The organism is Paractinoplanes durhamensis, from assembly GCF_016862175.1.
In the GTDB taxonomy this organism is placed as follows: domain Bacteria; phylum Actinomycetota; class Actinomycetes; order Mycobacteriales; family Micromonosporaceae; genus Actinoplanes; species Actinoplanes durhamensis.
Genome location: NZ_BOML01000004.1, coordinates 1 through 18,279, shown reverse-complemented (window position 1 = coordinate 18,279; position 18,279 = coordinate 1). Strand labels below are relative to the sequence as shown.

10 protein-coding genes are annotated in these 18,279 nt (G+C 70.2%); 8 read left to right on the top strand and 2 right to left on the bottom strand.

Features of this window, described 5'->3' with window-relative positions:
• Positions 1-7: 7 nt before the first annotated feature.
• Positions 8-889 (bottom strand): SDR family oxidoreductase, encoded by an 882-nt coding sequence (locus Adu01nite_RS01910; protein WP_203724456.1) that lies wholly within the window; start codon positions 887-889, stop codon positions 8-10.
• Positions 890-973: 84 nt separating this feature from the next.
• On the opposite strand from Adu01nite_RS01910, the gene Adu01nite_RS01905 reads away from it, so the two are divergent.
• Together Adu01nite_RS01905 and Adu01nite_RS01900 are read left to right on the top strand one after the other, a co-directional pair.
• Positions 974-1,546, top strand: a complete 573-nt coding sequence (locus Adu01nite_RS01905; protein WP_239132064.1) for a TetR/AcrR family transcriptional regulator — start codon at positions 974-976, stop codon at positions 1,544-1,546.
• Positions 1,547-1,614: 68 nt separating this feature from the next.
• Positions 1,615-6,957, top strand: a complete 5,343-nt coding sequence (locus Adu01nite_RS01900; RefSeq protein ID WP_203724455.1) for a peroxidase family protein — start codon at positions 1,615-1,617, stop codon at positions 6,955-6,957.
• Between the two features lie 194 nt (positions 6,958-7,151).
• Here the strand turns inward: Adu01nite_RS01900 and ilvD are convergent, their stop codons facing one another.
• Positions 7,152-8,999, bottom strand: coding sequence for a dihydroxy-acid dehydratase (gene ilvD, locus Adu01nite_RS01895; RefSeq protein ID WP_203724454.1), 1,848 nt, complete (start codon positions 8,997-8,999; stop codon positions 7,152-7,154).
• A gap of 101 nt (positions 9,000-9,100) precedes the next feature.
• On the opposite strand from ilvD, the gene Adu01nite_RS01890 reads away from it, so the two are divergent.
• From Adu01nite_RS01890 to serA, 6 genes are all read left to right on the top strand, one after another.
• Complete coding sequence (locus tag Adu01nite_RS01890; RefSeq protein ID WP_239132063.1) at positions 9,101-11,470, top strand: putative bifunctional diguanylate cyclase/phosphodiesterase; 2,370 nt, start codon at positions 9,101-9,103, stop codon at positions 11,468-11,470.
• A gap of 155 nt (positions 11,471-11,625) precedes the next feature.
• Positions 11,626-13,452: an acetolactate synthase large subunit gene (locus tag Adu01nite_RS01885; protein WP_203724453.1), complete on the top strand. Its 1,827-nt coding sequence runs from the start codon at positions 11,626-11,628 to the stop codon at positions 13,450-13,452.
• 59 nt (positions 13,453-13,511) lie between these two features.
• On the top strand, positions 13,512-14,027 hold the full coding sequence (gene ilvN, locus Adu01nite_RS01880; RefSeq protein ID WP_030436185.1) for an acetolactate synthase small subunit: 516 nt from the start codon (positions 13,512-13,514) through the stop codon (positions 14,025-14,027).
• A gap of 70 nt (positions 14,028-14,097) precedes the next feature.
• Positions 14,098-15,111 (top strand): ketol-acid reductoisomerase, encoded by a 1,014-nt coding sequence (gene ilvC, locus Adu01nite_RS01875; RefSeq protein WP_203724452.1) that lies wholly within the window; start codon positions 14,098-14,100, stop codon positions 15,109-15,111.
• Positions 15,112-15,265: 154 nt separating this feature from the next.
• A complete protein-coding gene (gene mpgS, locus Adu01nite_RS01870) occupies positions 15,266-16,507 on the top strand; it encodes a mannosyl-3-phosphoglycerate synthase (RefSeq protein WP_203724451.1) in 1,242 nt (413 codons plus the stop codon).
• A gap of 100 nt (positions 16,508-16,607) precedes the next feature.
• Positions 16,608-18,206, top strand: a complete 1,599-nt coding sequence (gene serA / locus Adu01nite_RS01865) for a phosphoglycerate dehydrogenase (protein ID WP_203724450.1) — start codon at positions 16,608-16,610, stop codon at positions 18,204-18,206.
• Positions 18,207-18,279: the final 73 nt, after the last annotated feature.

The window sequence follows — 18,279 nt, the reverse complement described above, 5'->3', positions numbered from 1 at the left end:
GGGCCGGTCAGCTGGTGTAGCTGCCGGCGTCGAGGTCGGCGATCAGGCCCGGCCCGGTCGGCTTCCAGTCGAACGTCTGCCGGGTCAGCTCGCTGCTGACCGGCGCGTCCATCGCGAAGAACATGGCCAGCCACTCGAAGTGCTCGGCCGGGACCGACTTGACCGGCAGGTCGAGCGCCCGGCCGATCGCCTCGGCGATGTCCTTGGTGGTGACGCCCTCCTCGGCGACGGCGTGCCAGGAGGTGCCGGCCGGCGCCTGCTCGGCGACGAGCCGCACCAGCGCGGCGGCGTCGGTCACGTGCACGGCGGGCCAGCGGTTCGCGCCGTCGGCCGGGTAACCGCTGACGCCGGCGCGGCGAGCGATGTCGACAAGAGCGGCCATGAAGCCGTAGTCGCCCTTGCCGTGCACGGTCGGCGCGAACCGGACGACGGCGGCCCGTACGCCGCGGTCGGCGTAGGCGAGCGTGGCGGCCGCGTTGGCCGACCGCGGGTGGGCGGCCGGATTCGGCTGGTCCTCCTCGGTGGCGAACCGGCCCTGAGCGAGGCCGACCACGCCCGAGGCGATCACGAACGGTTTGCCGGTGCCCTCGAGGGCGTCGCCGATCGTGGTGATCGCGACGCCGTCGGCCCGGGCGCCCTCGGCCATGCCGGCCGGGGTGAAGTCGTGCTTGTAGCCGAGGTGGATCACGCCGTCCGAGTCGGCGGCCGCGGCCCGCAGGCCGTCGAGGTCGTCGAGGTCGCCGCGGCGGACCTCGGCGCCCAGGGCTGCGAGCTTGGCGGCGGACTTGTCCGAGCGGGCCAGGCCGACGACCTGATGTCCGGCGGAGCGGAGTTCGGCGGTGGTGGCGGAGCCGATCCAGCCGGATGCGCCGGTCACGAAGATGCGCATGGGAAACCTCCAGTGATGTCACGTGATGACATCACCGACGCTAGCACGAGTGATGTCATCGCGTGACATGACTAGAATCATGCCGTGGCGAGATGGCAGGAAGGTGCGGCGGGCCGGCTCGCCGAGGCGGCGATGCGGCTGTACGTCGAGCGTGGCTACGAGCAGACGACCGTGGCGGACATCGCGAGCGAGGCCGGCCTGACCGCGCGCACGTTCTTCCGGCACTTCGCCGACAAGCGCGAGGTGCTCTTCGCCGGCTCGGAGTTCCTGCGCGACGCCGTGGTCAAGAGCCTGGCCGGGGTGCCCGCGACGGCCGAGCCGATGCAGGCGGTGGCGGTCGCGCTGGACGCCACCGCCGAGCTGCTCGGCCGCGACCATCGGCACTCCCGGCTCCGGCAGTCGGTGATCATGGCGACCGCCGAGCTGCGCGAGCGGGAGCTCATCAAGATGGCCACGATGGCCGCGCTGATGGCCGAGGGCCTGCGCGAGCGCGGGGTGCCGGCGCGGGACGCCGCGCTGGCCGCGGAGAGCGGTGCCGTCGTGCTGCGGGTGGCGTTCGAGCAGTGGGTCGAGGGCCCGGCCGATGCCGACCTGCGCGCCGTCATGCGCGACACCCTTGCCCGCCTGACGGCGGTGACCGGAGCGGGCTTCAGCTAACACACAGCTCGACGAAAGGCATTTATCCGAATATCACCGGAAATTTCGGTGGTCTCGGAGAGGTGCCCATGCGACTTCGGTCCTGGCTTGCGCTCGGTTCCCTGCTCACGTCGATCCTGGTCGGCACACCGGCGCAGGCATACGCCCCGATCGGGCAGGGTTTCACCATCACCCCGGCCGATCTGGCGTACATCCTCAAACAGATCAAGATCGCCGAAGCCCACGTGGCGAACACCAACAGCGTCACCGGCCCGTGCGGCGCGCTGCTCGGCACCGGCCCCGACCAGCTGGCCAGCCCGCTGCTCTCCCGCGGCCTGCGCACCGTCGACGGCACCTGCAACAACCTGATCGCCGGCCAGAACAGCTACGGCGCGGCCGACCAGCTCTTCCCGCGGCTCGGCGGCACCGACTTCCGCACCGCCGAGAGCGGCACCAGCTACGCCGACAAGAGCGCGAACAACCTGGTCATGGATTCGCAGCCGCGGCTGATCAGCAACCTGATCGCCGACCAGACCGCGAACAACCCGGCCGCGGTCGCCGCCGCCGGCCGTCCGGTGCGCAGCCAGACCGGTGCCGCCGAGGTGACCGCGAACGACGGCACGCTGTCCATCCCGAACGTGACCACCGACGTCGGCCTGTCCGCGCCGTACAACTCGTGGTTCACGCTCTTCGGTCAGTTCTTCGACCACGGCGTCGACCAGACCGCCAAGGGTGGCGGCACGGTGATCGTCCCGCTGCGCGCCGACGACCCGCTGATCGCCGGCCCGGACCGGATCACCGGCACCGCCGACGACCCGAAGCCGGGCGACGCCCGCTACGTCGCGCCGGCGCTGCGGTTCATGGTGCTGACCAGGGCCGCGACCCAACCCGGCCCGGACGGCAAGCTCGGCACCGCCGACGACGTGCAGGAGGCCGAGAACACCGACACCCCGTTCGTCGACAACTCGCAGACGTACACGTCGCACGCCGCCCACCAGGTCTTCCTCCGCGAATACCGGGCGAACGCCACCGTCACCGGCCGGCTCCTGGAAGGCGCCGCGGGCGGCCTGCCCACCTGGGCCGACGTGAAGCGCCAGGCCCGGGAGGTGCTCGGTCTCGCGCTGACCGACGCCGACGTGCTCGCCGTCCCGCAGCTGCTCACCGACGCGTACGGCAAGTTCGTGCCCGGCCCGGCCCGCGGCCTCCCGCAGTACGTCACCGCCACCGGCCTGGTCGAGGGCGACACCGCCAACCCGGTCGCCGTCCCGGCCAGGGTGCTGCGGGTGGACGCGCCGTTCCTCGCCGACATCGCGCACAACGCCGACCCGTCCCCGGTGGACACCGACCACAACCCGGCCACCCCGGCGGTCGCCCCGCGCCCGGACGACGACACCGTGGCCTCGGTGGGAGCGGCCCAACCGGCCGGCACCTACGACGACGAGCTGCTCGACGCGCACTTCATCGCGGGCGACGGCCGGGTCAACGAGAACCTCGGCCTCACCGCCGTGCACCAGGTCTTCCACTCCGAGCACAACCGCCTGGTCACCGACATCGAGCGGGTGCTGTCCGAGGACGGCCACGCGCTCGCCGAGTGGCAGGCCTTCGACGGCACCTGGAACGGCGAACGGATCTTCCAGGCCGCCCGGTTCGTCACCGAGATGGAGTACCAGCACCTGGTCTTCGAGGAGTTCGCCCGCAAGATCCAGCCGTCGATCAACCCGTTCCAGCCGTTCGCGTTCCCGCAGACCGACCTCAATCCCGCCATCTACGCCGAGTTCGCGCACGCCGTCTACCGCTTCGGGCACTCGATGCTGACCGAGACCATCGCCCGCACCCGGGCCGACGGCACCGACGACTCGGTCTCCCTGCTCGACGGATTCCTCAACCCGATCGCCTACACCGACTCGGGCACGCTGAGCCCCGAGGAGGCGGCGGCCGAGGTGGTCCGTGGCATGTCCGGCCAGGTCGGCAACGAGCTGGACGAGTTCCTGACCGACACGCTGCGCAACAACCTGCTCGGCCTGCCGATGGACCTGGCCGCGGTGAACATCGCCCGCGGCCGCTCCGAGGGCGTGCCCCCGCTCAACCGTTTCCGGCGCACCCTGTACGCGAAGACCGGCGACGCCCGGCTCAAGCCCTACACGAGCTGGATCGACTTCGGTGAGCACCTCAAGCACCCCGAGTCGCTGGTCAACTTCGTGGCCGCCTACGGCACCCACCCCACCATCACCGCCGCCACCACGGTCGCGGCGAAGCGGGCCGCGGCCCGGGCGATCGTCGACCCGCAGCCCGGCGACGTCATCCCCGCCGACGCTGCCACCTTCCTCAACGCGCCGGCCGGCACCGGCCTGGACGATGTGGACCTGTGGATCGGCGGCCTCGCCGAGGTCACCGACCCGTTCGGCGGCCTGCTCGGCAGCACGTTCGGCTACGTCTTCGAGAACCAGCTGACCCGCCTGCAGGACGGGGACCGGCTCTACTACCTGGCCCGTACGCCCGGCATGAACCTGCGCACCCAGCTGGAGGGCAACTCGTTCGCCGAGCTGATCGGCCGCAACACCGGCGCCGGTTTCCTGCGCGCCGACGCGTTCGCCACCAGCGACTGCGCCTTCGACCTGGCCCACCTCAACGGCACGGTGGCCGGCTACCAGCAGGACGGCAACCGGGTCACCGACGACCCGGCCACCGCCTGCGACGAGCACGCGCTACTGATCCGGATGCCGGACGGCACCATCCAGTACCGCGCCCGCAACACCGTCGACAAACCCGGCCTGAATGCCCAGTCGGTCTACCGCGGCACCGACGACCCGGACCGGGTGGGGGCAGGCAACGACAACGACACCATCTGGGGCGGCGAGGGCGACGACGTGCTCGAGGGCGGCGCCGGCAACGACGTGGCGCTGGGCGGCGAGGGCGACGACATCATCACCGACCTGGGCGGCGACGACATCCCGAAGGGCGGCCCCGGCAACGACGCGATCGCGGCCGGCCCCGGCCTGGACATCGTCAACGCGGGCACCGGCAACGACTTCGCCGACGGCGGCGCCAACACCGACACGATCTTCGCCGGCGAGGGCGACGACCTGGTGATGGCGAGCGACGGCGAGGACGAGGTGTTCGGCGACTCCGGCGACGACTGGGCGGAGGGCGGCGACGGCGCCGACCTGCTGCAGGGCGACAGCGGAAACCTGTTCTTCCTGGACGACTCGAACAAGCCCGGCAACGACGTGCTGATCGGCCAGGGCGGCGACGACGACTACGACATGGAGGGCGGCGACGACATCGGCGTCCAGGGCCCCGGCATCGAGAAGAACGCGGGCGGCTCCGGCTACGACTGGTCCATCGCGGCGGCGGCCGACCAGGGCGGCGACAACGTCCCGATGGACTCCGACCTGGCCCTCCCGCTGACCCCGCTGGGCATCCCCGCGGTAGGAGTGCGAGACCGCTACAACGAGGTGGAAGCCCTGTCCGGCGGCACCGGCGACGACACGCTGAACGGCGACGACCTGGTCCCGGCCGACGTGGGCGGCGGCGGCTTCATCGGCTGCGACGCCCTGGACGCCACCGGAATAGCCCGAATCAACGGCCTCGACCAGGTGGTGACAACGCTGCCCACCCCGGCGACGGCGGTAGGAAACGCGTCAGGCCGTACCTGCGACCTGCACGGCAACGTCTGGGGAGCCGGCAACATCCTCCTGGGCGGCCCCGGCAACGACACCCTGCAGGGCCGGGGAGCCGACGACATCCTCGACGGCGACCGCTACGTGACGGTCCGCCTGTCGGTCCGAGACGAAACAGGAGCCGAAACCCGAACCGCCAGGAGCCTGGCCGACCTGCGAGCCGACGTCCTGGCCGGAAAGATCAACCCCAAGAACATCGTCGCCGTACGCGAGATCCAGACGTCCCCGACCGCAGACCACGACGTGGCCGTCTTCGCAGGCCCACGCGCGTCCTACACGATCACCCCGATCCCCGGCGGCGTGCTGGTGTCCGGCCCCGACGGCAACGACACGGTACGCAACGTGGAGACCTTGGAGTTCGACGACGAGTCGGTAGACGCCACCGGTTTCGTGGCAACAACCGCGGTAACCGCGTTCGCCGGCAACGCCTCCGCCACGGTCCTGCTGACCGTCCCGGCCGGCATCGCCGCCACCAGCCTCACCCTGCGCCGCACGGCCGGCACGACGATCGTGGACACCGAGTTGGACCCGGCCATCCGCACGGTCGACGTGACCGGCCTGACCAACGGCGTCCCGGTCACGTTCCAGCTGCGGATCAACACAGCGGCCGGCCCCGGCCAGTTCTCGGCCGCGTCCGACCCGGTGACGCCCACAGCCGCCACGGCTCCCACCAACTCCGCCCCCGGCACCCCGACGATCGGCACCGCAACAGCCGGCGACGAGGCAGCAGTGGTCCGATGGACCCCACCGACGTCAGACGGCGGCTTCCAGATCTACGGCTACGAGATCCAGGCGCTGGACCCCGAAACCGAGACAGCGGTGGCAGTGGACGCCGCGGCAGGCGACGCAACGTCCCTGACCATGTACGGCCTGACCAACGGCACCCACTACGCCTTCCGGGTCCGAGCCGTGAACGCCACCGGAGCCAGCGAGTTCTCCACCCTGTCCAACGTCGTAACGCCGTCAGCCGCCCCAGCCCCCACCACCCAGCCGACCCCAACCCCGACAACCCCACCCACGACCGCCCCGACGACCCAGCCCACCACCGCCCCCACGACGACAACCCCCACGACGGCGCCGACAACCATCAAGCCCCCGTCGCCAACGACCGACCCGACCACCCAGCCCACGGTGGCGCCGCCGGCGGCCAGCCCACCCGGAGCCCCTAGCCTGAGCGCGCTGACCAGCGGAAACGGCCAGGTGTCAGTGCGCTGGACCGGGCCGGCCACCAACGGCAGCTCAGCGTTGATCAGATACGAGGTAGAGGCCCTGTCGGCGAAAACCGGCACGCGAGTGGGAGCGATCCGAAGCACACCGGCGACCGCCTCGCAGCTGACCGTGACCGGCTTGACCAACGGAACCGGCTACCGCTTCCGGGTGCGAGCAGTGAACGCCACCGGCCCGGGCACCTGGTCGACAACATCGGCAACAACCACACCACGAACAGTTCCCGGCACCCCGACAAAGGTCGCAGCCAAGCCAGGCCCGACCGGCGGCCCCCGCACCGCAACGCTCACGTGGTCGCCCCCCACAACCACAGGCGGAGCCGCAGTAACGGGTTACCGAATCACGTGGCAGCGCTTGACCGCCCAGGGCGCAGCCACCGGAACCCCGGTGATCGTGACCCGCCCGACAACAGCAAGATCAGCAACCCTGACCGCCCAGGGATCAACGCGCTACCGAGTGACGATCCAGGCAACAAACCAGGCAGGCGCAGGCCGCCCAGCAACCCTCTACATCCAGCCTCGCTGAAAACCTCTACCGGCCGAGCCCAAAGCCCCCAACGGCGGGCTCGGTCGGTAGTCGGGTCACCCCGCCCCTGACCGTCCACCGCAAGAAAATGCCAAAAACCAAAGCCGGAAGCGGCAAACGGCAGTGGCCACGCACCCAGAAGGTGCGTGGCCACGGTTCAGTCCGAGTGCGTTTGGCATGCGGTCATGCCCGTACTATTCAGGAACCTTGCGGTAGGCCCCGTCGCTGGCGCTGGTCGCCATCGAGGCATAAGCGCGCAGCGCAGCCGAGACCGGCCGTTCCCGAGAAACCGGCGTGTAGGGCTTGGGCCGCCGCTCCTGCTCGTGCCGCCGCTGAGCCAGCGTCTCGTCGTCGACGTGCAGCGAGATGCTGCGCCCGGGGATGTCGATGGTGATCTCGTCCCCCGTCTCGACGAGGGCGATGAGCCCGCCGCCGGCCGCTTCCGGGGAGACGTGGCCGATCGAGAGCCCGCTCGTGCCGCCGGAGAAACGTCCGTCAGTGATCAGCGCGCAGGCCTTGCCGAGACCGCGACCCTTCAGGAAGGAGGTCGGGTAGAGCATCTCCTGCATGCCCGGCCCGCCGCGCGGCCCTTCGTAGCGGATGACCACGACGTCGCCTTCGACGACCTCCTTGCCGAGGATGCCGGTGACCGCGTCGTCCTGGGATTCGTAGACCCGGGCGGGCCCGGTGAACTTCCAGATCGACTCGTCCACGCCGGCCGTCTTGACCACGCAGCCGTCGGGGGCGAGGTTGCCGAAGAGGATGGCCAGGCCGCCGTCGACGGTGTAGGCGTGCTCGACCGAGCGGATGCAGCCCTCGACCGCGTCGGTGTCCAGTTTTGCCCAGCGGTTCTCGGTGCTGAACGGCTGTGTCGTGCGCACCCCGCCCGGCGCCGCGTGGAAGAGCTCCAGCGCCTCGGCCGAGGCCGACCCGCCCCGAATGTCCCACTTGTCGAGCCAGGACGTCAGGTCGGGCGAGTGCACCGCGCGGACGTCGGTCTTCAGCGACCCGCCCCGGTGGAGTTCACCCAGCAGGGCCGGGATGCCGCCGGCCCGGTGCACGTCCTCCATGTGGTACTTCGGGCTGTTCGGTGCAACCTTGGCCAAACAAGGCACCCGCCGGGAGACCGCGTCGATGTCCGACACGCTGAAGTCGAGCCCGGCCTCGCGTGCCGCCGCCAGCAGGTGCAGCACGGTGTTGGTGGAGCCGCCCATGGCCACGTCGAGGGCCACCGCGTTTTCAAAAGCGTCGCGGCTGGCGATCGAGCGCGGCAGGACCGACTCGTCGTCCTTCTCGTAGTACTCCTTGGCGATCTTGACGATCAGCCGGCCGGCCTCCTCGAACAGCGCCTTGCGGGAGGCGTGCGTGGCCAGCGTCGAGCCGTTGCCGGGCAGCGACAGGCCGATCGCCTCGGTCAGGCAGTTCATCGAGTTGGCGGTGAACATGCCGGAGCAGGAACCGCAGGTCGGGCAGGCCGACCGCTCGATCGTGTCGAGCTGGGCGTCGGTGACGTTGTCGTTCGCGCTGGCGCTCATCGCGTCGACCAGGTCGAGCTTCTCGTGCACGATGCCCTCGATCGCGACCGTCTTGCCGGCCTCCATCGGGCCGCCGGAGACGAAGACCGTCGGGATGTTGAGCCGCAGGGCGGCGATCAGCATGCCGGGGGTGATCTTGTCGCAGTTCGAGATGCAGACCAGGGCGTCGGCGCAGTGCGCGTTCACCATGTACTCCACCGCGTCGGCGATCAGCTCGCGGCTGGGCAGCGAGTAGAGCATGCCGCCGTGGCCCATCGCGATGCCGTCGTCGACGGCGATCGTGTTGAACTCGCGGCCGACACCGCCGGCCTCGGCGATGGAGTCGGCGACGAGGCCGCCGAGGTCCTTGAGGTGCACATGACCCGGTACGAACTGGGTGTAGCTGTTGGCAATCGCCACGATGGGCTTGCCGAAGTCGTCGTCGGTCATCCCGGTGGCGCGCCAGAGGGCACGCGCGCCGGCCATGGTCCGACCGTGGGTCGAGGTCCGGGAACGCAGGTCAGGCATCCCCTCAGTGTGCCACCGTCGCGTCCGCCACATGGCCGCCGCGTCCACAGCTCGGGATTTCGGGGCTCCCTATTCGGAGCGAGATCGGGCACAGTGTTCCCGTGCAATCACCGTCCGGCGTGGAGCTGGCCGGGCTCGCCGGTCTCCTGATCGCGGTCCCGGCTGTCGCCCTGCTGGGCAACTCGGGCCGCCGGCACACCGGTGCGGCCCGCCGTGCGCACCTCATCCTGGCCGCGGGCGGAGCACTGGCCACCGCGGCGGCTCTCGCGGGCGTGCTGAGCGCGCTGCTCACCGACGCGCCGGTGCCCCGGGTCAGCCTCGGCTCGGCGGTGGCGCTGGGCACCGCGATCGGCACGCTCACCCTGCTGGTCGGCACGGCCGTGCTGCCCGGCGCCGCGGAGAGCCCGAGTGCGGCGCTGCGCCATCTGCTCGACGGCCTGGTGATCGCGGCCTCGTTCTGGTTCGTCGGCTGGGTGCTGCTCAGCGAGCCGACCCGCATTCTCGGCGACGCCACCCCGATTGCCTGCCCGTCGGTGCTGGTGCCGGCCGCGCTCGCGGTGATCTCGCTGGGCCTGACGATAGTGCTGGCCCTGCACGCGCACCGGCCCCGGCTGGTCACCGTGCGGGTGGCCGGCGGGGTGACCCTGGTCGCCGCGGCGGCGGTGGCGCTGGGCGGCGGCATCTGCCAGAACCGGGATGTCGACGTGCTGTGCGGCGCGGTCCTGCTGCCGGCCGGGCTGTTCGTGATCGCCCGAGCGGTGAAGGTGGCCGACCGCCCGGTCGAGGTGGTCGGCGACGTGAGCGAGCGCGGCACGGCGTACGCGGTGGTCCCGATGTTCGGCATGGTCGCCGCCCTCGGCTATCACCTGATCCGGGGCGGCGGCTTCGATCTGTACGGCTTCCTGGGCGCGAGCGTCGAGGGCTTCGCCCTGGTCGGCCGGCAGTACCTGGCGCTCGGCGACGTCCGGCGCTACACGTTGCGGCTGCGGCAGAGCGAGGCGCACTTCCGCGAGCTGGCGCACACCGACCCGCTCACCGGCCTGGCCAACCGCCGCGGCCTGCAGCGGGCGCTGAAGGAGTGCCAGGCGTCGGACGAGCCGCTGGTGCTGGTCGGCATCGACCTCGACGGGTTCAAGACGGTCAACGACATGCGCGGCCACGACGTGGGCGACGCGGTGCTGGTCGAGGTGGGCGAGCGGCTGCGGCGCAACCTGCTGGCCGGCGATGTGGCGGCCCGGCTCGGCGGCGACGAGTTCGCGATCCTCATGCACGGCACCGCCGACGAGGCGACGCTCACCGCGCACCGCCTGCTGGCCGTGCTCGGCCAGCCGTACGAAATACCCGGCGGCTCGGTCTTCCTGTCGGCGAGCCTCGGCGTGGCGGACAGCCCGGGCGTGGCCGACAGCGGCGAGCTGATCCGGGACGCCGACCTGGCCCTGCGCTACGCCAAGCAGCGGGGGAAGAACCGCGTCGAGCGCTACCAGGCCCGCTACGACGAGCTGCTGCGCCGGCGCGGCACGCTGGAGAGCGAGCTGCGGCACGCGATCGACCGGCAGCAGCTGCGCCTGGTCTTCCAGCCGGTGGTGGCGCTGCCGTCGATGCGGCCGGTCGGCGCCGAGGCGCTGCTGCGCTGGCACCACCCGACGCTGGGGGCGGTCCGGCCGGACGAGTTCATCCCGGTCGCCGAGGAGTCCGGCCTGATCAACCGGATCGGCTCGTGGGTGCTCGCCGAGGCCTGCAAGCAGCTCGCCGACTGGCTGGCCAAGGGGCACGACGTCTGGGTGTCGGTCAACCTGTCGCCCAAGGAGCTGCACGCGGCCGACTACGCCGGTCAGGTCGCCGACGTGCTGGCCGAGCACGGCGTGCCGGCCCAGCGGCTGGTGCTGGAGGTCACCGAGCATGCCGTCGCCACCGACATGGAGGAGCTGATCGGCCGGCTGACCGCGCTGCGCGCGACCGGGGTGCGGATCGCGCTCGACGACTTCGGGGCCGGCTACTCGTCGCTCAGTCACCTGCGCACCCTGCCGGTCGACATCCTCAAGATCGACCGGTTGCTGGTGGCCGAGCCGGAGTCGCGCACCGGCGAGGCGGCGCCGCTGGTCGACGTGGTGGTCCGGCTGGGTCACCGGCTCGGTCTGGAGGTGCTCGCCGAGGGCATCGGCACGCTGGCGCAGCGGGCCGCGGTCGAGGAGGCCGGCTGCCGGCTCGGGCAGGGCTCACTGTTCGGCTGGGGCGTGCCGGCCGAGCATCTGGAGGCCCAGTTGCACGGCCTGCGCAGCGGCACCCGGCCGGCCCCGCAGCCACGCAACGAGCCGCCGAAAGGCGCTGCTGCGCGCAGCCAGGTGGTCACCCTCGGACCGGGAATGAAGCAGCTCAGAGCCGTTTTGCCGACGGATCCCACGTTCGAGGCGGTGGCCAGTGATCAAAATATGGGATCAGTTGACTCGCCGAGTGAGATGGGGCAAGGTTAGGTCCATGTGCTTCGCGTCCCGAGTACTTAGTTGAGCGCACTCCTGCCGAGCTAACAACGGCGAGGGTGCGCTAGGTCCCGTGCTTAACAGCACGAGGGCCTTTTTTGTTGCTCAAAGTACGACTGGACGACCATCCCGAGAAGGTTCGAATAGCCATGACGAGACCCACTCCTGAGACCCTCGCCCACCGAGCCAATCCGGCCACTGTCGCGGCCGCCAACCCGGCCCCGGCCGTAGCCTCTCCGGTGCCCACCTCCGGGGCCGGCGCTCTTGTTCGGTCGCTCGAGGCGCTCGGCGTCGAGGTCGTCTTCGGCATTCCGGGCGGGGCGATCCTGCCGGCCTACGACCCGCTCTACGACTCGAAGGTCCGGCACATCCTGGTCCGCCACGAGCAGGGCGCCGGGCACGCCGCCACCGGCTACGCCCAGGCCACCGGCCGGGTCGGCGTCTGCATCGCGACCAGCGGGCCGGGCGCGACCAACCTGGTGACCCCGATCGCCGACGCCTACATGGACTCGGTGCCGATGGTCGCGATCACCGGCCAGGTGGCCCGCCCGTCGATCGGCACGGACGCCTTCCAGGAGGCGGACATCCAGGGCATCACGCTGCCGATCACCAAGCACAACTTCCTGGTGCAGACGCCGGAGGAGCTGCCGCGCATCCTGGCCGAGGCGTTCCACCTGGCCGCCACCGGCCGCCCCGGCCCGGTCCTGGTCGACATCCCCAAGGATGTCCTGCAGCTGCCGACCACGTTCACCTGGCCGCCGGTCCTGGACCTGCCCGGCTACCGGCCGACCCTGCACCCGCACGGCAAGCAGATCCGCGAGGCGGCCCGGCTGATCGCCGCGGCCAAGCGCCCGGTTCTCTACGTCGGCGGCGGCGTGCTCAAGGCCGGCGCCACCGACGGGCTGCGCAAGCTGGCCGAGCTGACCGGCATCCCGGTCGTGACCACGCTGATGGCGCTGGGTGCGTTCCCCGACTCGCACCCGCAGCACCTGGGCATGCCGGGCATGCACGGCACGGTCCCCGCGGTGTACGCGCTGCAGAAGTCCGACCTGCTGATCACCCTGGGCGCCCGCTTCGACGACCGGGTGACCGGCAAGCTCGACTCGTTCGCGCCGGACGCCAAGGTCGTGCACGCGGACATCGACCCGGCCGAGATCGGCAAGAACCGGCACGCCGACGTCCCGATCGTGGGCGACGCCCGGCACGTCATCGACGAGCTGATCGCGGCCGTGACCACCTCGGCCGGCGGCATCGCCCAGTACGAGTCGTGGTGGGCGGCCCTCAACGAGCTGCGCGAGCGTTACCCGCTGGGCTACGACGAGCCGACCGACGGCACGCTGGCCCCGCAGTACGTGATCGAGCGGATCGGCGAGTTGGTCGGCCCGGAGGCGATCTACGTGGCCGGCGTCGGCCAGCACCAGATGTGGGCGTCGCAGTTCATCAAGTACGAGCAGCCGGGCACCTGGCTCAACTCGGGCGGCGCGGGCACGATGGGCTACGCGGTCCCGGCCGCGATGGGCGCCAAGGTGGGCCGGCCGGACACGGCGGTCTGGGCGATCGACGGCGACGGCTGCTTCCAGATGACCAACCAGGAGCTGGCCACCTGCGCCCTGGAGGGCATCCCGGTCAAGATCGCCGTGATCAACAACGGCAACCTCGGCATGGTCCGGCAGTGGCAGACGCTCTTCTACGACGGCCGCTACTCGAACACCGAGCTGGGCACGCACAAGCACCGCATCCCCGACTTCGTGAAGCTGGCCGAGGCGCTCGGCTGCATCGGGCTGCGGTGTGAGTCCAAGGATGATGTCGACAAGATCATCAAGCAGGCCATGGAGATCAACGACGCCCCGGTGGTCATCGACTTCACCGTCGGCAAGGACGCCATGGTGTGGCCGATGGTCGCGGCCGGCACGAGCAACGACGAAATCATGTTCGCGCGGGACGTTCGTCCCAGCTTCGAAGAGGACGACCTCTAGGTCATGGCTGACTGCACCGAGCGAAGCGAGGGCCAGGAAGACATGACAAAGGAGATTCAGTGAACAAGCACACCCTCTCAGTGCTGGTCGAGAACAAGCCCGGTGTGCTCGCCCGGGTCAGTGGGCTCTTCTCCCGGCGCAGCTTCAACATCGACTCGCTGGCGGTGGGCGAGACGGAGAACCCGGACGTCTCCCGCATCACGATCGTGGTCAACGCCGACTCCTCACCCTTGGAGCAGGTGACCAAGCAGCTCAACAAGCTGGTGAACGTTCTGAAGATCGTCGAGCTGGACCCCCAGCAGTCGGTCCAGCGCGAGCTCCTGCTGGTCAAGGTGCGCGCCGACCGTGCGCAGCGAAGCCAGGTCCTCGAGACGGTGGAGCTGTTCCGGGCGAAGGTGATCGACGTCGCTCCGGACACCCTCACGATCGAGGCGACGGGTAACCCCGACAAACTGGACGCGTTGCTGCGCGACCTAGAGCCGTACGGCATCAAGGAGATGGTGCAGTCGGGCCTCGTGGCCATCGGCCGCGGCTCGCGCTCCATCACAACCGGCCCGGCGCTCCGCGCCGCCTGATATTCAAACGCAGGAGCCCGTCCCTGCCCCATCGCCGCCCCTAACACGACTAAAGACTCAAAGGATTCAAATGACCGCGGAAGTTTTCTACGACGACGACGCCGACCTGTCGATCATCCAGGGCAAGAAGGTCGCCGTGATCGGCTACGGCAGCCAGGGCCACGCGCACTCGCTGTCGCTGCGTGACTCGGGCGTCGAGGTGGTCGTCGGGCTGCAGGAGGGCTCGAAGAGCCGGGCCAAGGCCGAGGAGCAGGGCCTGACGGTCAAGACTCCGGCCGAGGCGTCGGCCTGGGCCGACGTGATCATGGTGCTGGCGCCGGACACCGCCCAGCGCAAGATCTACAACGAGTCGATCGCCCCGAACCTGACCGCCGGCAAGGCGCTGTTCTTCGGCCACGGCCTGAACATCCGGTTCGAGCTCATCAAGCCCCCGGCCGACGTCACCGTCGCGATGGTGGCCCCGAAGGGCCCCGGCCACCTGGTCCGCCGCCAGTACGTGGACGGCAAGGGCGTGCCGTGTCTGGTGGCCGTCGAGCAGGACCCGACCGGCGAGGGCCTCGCGCTCGCCCTCTCCTACGCGAAGGCGATCGGTGGTGCCCGCGCCGGCGTCATCAAGACCACCTTCAAGGAGGAGACGGAGACCGACCTCTTCGGCGAGCAGGCCGTGCTCTGCGGCGGCACCGCCGCCCTGGTGCAGACCGGCTTCGAGGTGCTCACCGAGGCGGGTTACGCCCCGGAGATCGCCTACTTCGAGTGCCTGCACGAGCTCAAGCTGATCGTCGACCTGATGTATGAGGGCGGCATCTCCCGGATGCGCTACAGCGTGTCGGACACCGCCGAGTTCGGTGACTACGTCAGCGGCCCGCGGGTCATCAACGCCGAGACCAAGGCGGAGATGAAGCGGATCCTCGCCGACATCCAGTCCGGCGAGTTCACCCGCCAGCTGATCGAGGACGACGACAACGGCGGCCCGCTGCTCAAGAAGTACCGCGAGCAGGGTGCCAACCACCCGATCGAGGTCACCGGTAAGAAGCTGCGGGACATGATGAGCTGGGTGGACCGGCCGATCACCGAGACCGCCTGAGCCACCTCTCGGCGCCCGCTTTTCCCCAGGAAAGGCGGGCGCCGACGCATATTCGAAACGTCTACGTTACGTCCCGCTAACCTGCTTGGCGGCGAAATAGAATTGTGCGCTGTTCAGGTACTTAGGAGTGCTCCGAGGCGGGTACATTCCCCGCATGCGACTGGCTGATTCTTTCCGGAGTGAGCGTTTCGGCGCGGTTCGGATCCACGAGCTGCAGCGGGTCATTGAGCTGGACTCGGGTCTGTCGGCCGGGGCCGGCAGTCGTATCGTCCCGGCGGATGCAGTGCATGCCGTTGAATCGCAAATGGTAATCGTCGTGCCTTGCATGAATGAGACACGAAGCGTCATCGAGGGAGTGCTCTCCGGCATTCCGCACGACTGCCTGATCGTTCTCGTGTCGAACAGCGACCGGGCCCCGGTGGACCGGTACGAGATCGAGGCGCAGACCGTCGAGCAGTTCTGCCGGCTGGCCGGGCGCTCGGCGATCACCGTGCATCAGCGCGACCCGGGCGTGGCCGGAGCGTTCAAGGCGGCCGGCATGCCCGAGCTGATCGACGACGCCGGCCTGGTCCGCAACGGCAAGGGCGAGGCGATGCTGATCGGCATGGCGCTGGCCGCCACGACCGGTCGCCGATACATCGGCTACGTGGATGCGGACAACTACGTGCCCGGTTCGGTGCACGAATACTGCAAGGCCTACGCGGCCGGGCTCTATCTGGCCGAGTCGCCCTACGCGATGGTTCGCATCTCCTGGCACTCGAAGCCGAAGCTGCGCGACAACCGGCTCTTCTTCAGCCGGAAAGGACGCAGCTCGCAGATCACCAACGAGTGGCTGAACCGGTTCCTCGCCGAATACTCGGGCTTCGGCACCGAGGTGATCGCCACCGGCAATGCGGGCGAGCATGCGATGACCCTCGACCTCGGTCTCAAACTGCGGCTGGCCGGTGGTTTCGCGGTCGAACCGTACGAGTACATGGACCTGTTCGAGCAGTTCGGCGGCATCCTCGAGAGCACCAGTGCGGACGTCATGGCCAATTCGGTCCCGGTGCTGCAGATCGAGACCCGCAATCCGCACTTCCATGACAACAAGGGCGAGGAACACGTCCAGGGCATGCGGATGCAGGCGCTCAACGTGCTCTACCACTCGCCGGTCACGCTGCCCGCGGTCCGGCAGGCGATCCTCGAGTTCATGATCGAGCAGGGGGCGCTCGGCCCCGGCCAGGAGCCGCCGCGCGAGCGGGTCTACCCGCCGGTCGGCACGCTCGATCTCGACCTGCTCTACGACGCACTGGACGCCGAGGCGCTCAGTTTCCGGCAGCCGGACGGGCTGGCCTCGGCCGGTCTCACCCCAGCTCCGCCGGTGGATCGGGCGGCCATCCCGAGGCGGGTCGCCTAGTTTCCAGAATGTGACGCCGGTCACAAAAACGTGACGCGACGGCGGGAGTCAGCGGCACCATACGAGCGCGGCACGCGTCGCGACAACGTATGGAGGCGCCTTGACTCCCGTCGTTCTGATCGCCGAGGAACTCGCTCCGTCCGCCATCGACGTGCTCGCCTACGACTTCGACGTCCGCCATGTCGACGGCACCGACCGGGTCGCCCTGCTGGCCGCGGTCACCGAGGCCGACGCGCTGATCGTGCGCAGCGCCACCGCGGTCGACGCCGAGGTCTTCGCGGCCGCCGGGTCGCTGAAGGTGGTCGCCCGGGCCGGGGTCGGGCTCGACAACGTCGACGTGCCGTCCGCCACCGCCCGCGGCGTCATGGTGGTCAACGCCCCGACCAGCAACATCGTGTCGGCCGCCGAGCAGGCCATCGCGCTGCTGCTCGCGGTCGCCCGCAACACCGCCAGCGCCAGCCAGTCGCTCAAGCGCGGCGAGTGGAAGCGCGCCCGCTACACCGGCGTCGAGGTGCAGGGCAAGACCGTCGGCGTGGTCGGGCTCGGCCGGATCGGGGTGCTCTTCGCCCAGCGGATGGCGTCCTTCGGCACCCGGCTCATCGCCTACGACCCGTACATCCAGCCGGCCCGGGCCGCGCAGCTGGGCGTACGCCTGGTCGGGCTCGAGGAGCTGCTGCGGGAGAGCGACTTCATCTCGGTGCACCTGCCGCGTACACCGGAGACCTTCGGTTTGATCGGCGAGAAAGAGCTCGGCATGGTCAAGCCGGGTGTCCGCATCGTCAACGCGGCCCGCGGCGGGCTGATCGACGAGCAGGCGCTCGCGGTCGCCCTCGCCGAAGGCCGGGTGGCCGGCGCCGGGCTCGACGTGTTCCTCACCGAACCGACCACCGAGTCGCCGCTGTTCGCCTTCGAGAACGTCGTGGTCACCCCGCACCTGGGCGCGTCCACCGCCGAGGCGCAGGACAAGGCCGGCCTGTCGGTGGCCCGCAGCGTGAAGCTGGCGCTGCAGGGCGAGTTCGTCCCGGACGCGGTGAACGTGCAGGCCGGCGGAGTGGTGGACGAGGATGTACGCCCGCTGCTGTCGCTCGCCGAGAAGCTCGGCCGGGTCTTCACCGCGGTGGCCGGGGGCGTCGCCGCCAGCGTCACCGTGGAGGTCAGCGGCGAGATCGTCACGCACGACGTCGGCGTGCTGAAACTGGCGACCACCAAGGGCCTGTTCGCGTCGGTGGTGGATGAGCGGGTGACCTACGTGAACGCGCCGCAACTCGCCGCCGACCGGGGCGTCGACGTCGAGCTCACGATCAACGAAGAGCCTTGCGAACACCTCAACCTGGTTACCGTACGCGGCGCGCTGCCGGACGGGCGCAGGGTGAGCGTGGCCGGCACGCTGACCGTCACCAGCACCCGGGAGATCTGCAAGCTGACCGAGGTCGACGGCTTCGACATCGACCTGACCGCCGACGGGGTGCTGCTCTTCTTCCGCTACAGCGACCGGCCCGGCATGATCGGCACGATCGGCACGCTGCTGGGCGAGTCGGGGGTGAACATCGCGGCCATGCAGGTGGCCCGCCGGGAAGCCGGTGGTGAGGCGCTGATGACCCTCACCCTGGACTCCTCGATCGACGCCGACCTGCTCTCCGCGGTGGCCGACGGGATCGGCTCGGCCCGCGGCGCCCTGGTGGACCTACGAAGCGAGTGACCGGGCCTACGAAGCGAGTGACCGGGCCTACGAAGCGAGTGACCGGGCCTACGAAGCGAGTGACCGGGCCTAC

Bases quoted from the DNA above. Each gene is read 5' to 3' on its own strand.
- Adu01nite_RS01910 (WP_203724456.1), bottom strand. From the start codon at position 889: ATGCGCATCTTCGTGACCGGCGCATCCGGCTGGATCGGCTCCGCCACC.
- Adu01nite_RS01900 (WP_203724455.1), top strand. From the start codon at position 1,615: ATGCGACTTCGGTCCTGGCTTGCGCTCGGTTCCCTGCTCACGTCGATC.
- ilvD (WP_203724454.1), bottom strand. From the start codon at position 8,999: ATGCCTGACCTGCGTTCCCGGACCTCGACCCACGGTCGGACCATGGCC.
- Adu01nite_RS01885 (WP_203724453.1), top strand. From the start codon at position 11,626: ATGACGAGACCCACTCCTGAGACCCTCGCCCACCGAGCCAATCCGGCC.
- ilvC (WP_203724452.1), top strand. From the start codon at position 14,098: ATGACCGCGGAAGTTTTCTACGACGACGACGCCGACCTGTCGATCATC.
- mpgS (WP_203724451.1), top strand. From the start codon at position 15,266: ATGCGACTGGCTGATTCTTTCCGGAGTGAGCGTTTCGGCGCGGTTCGG.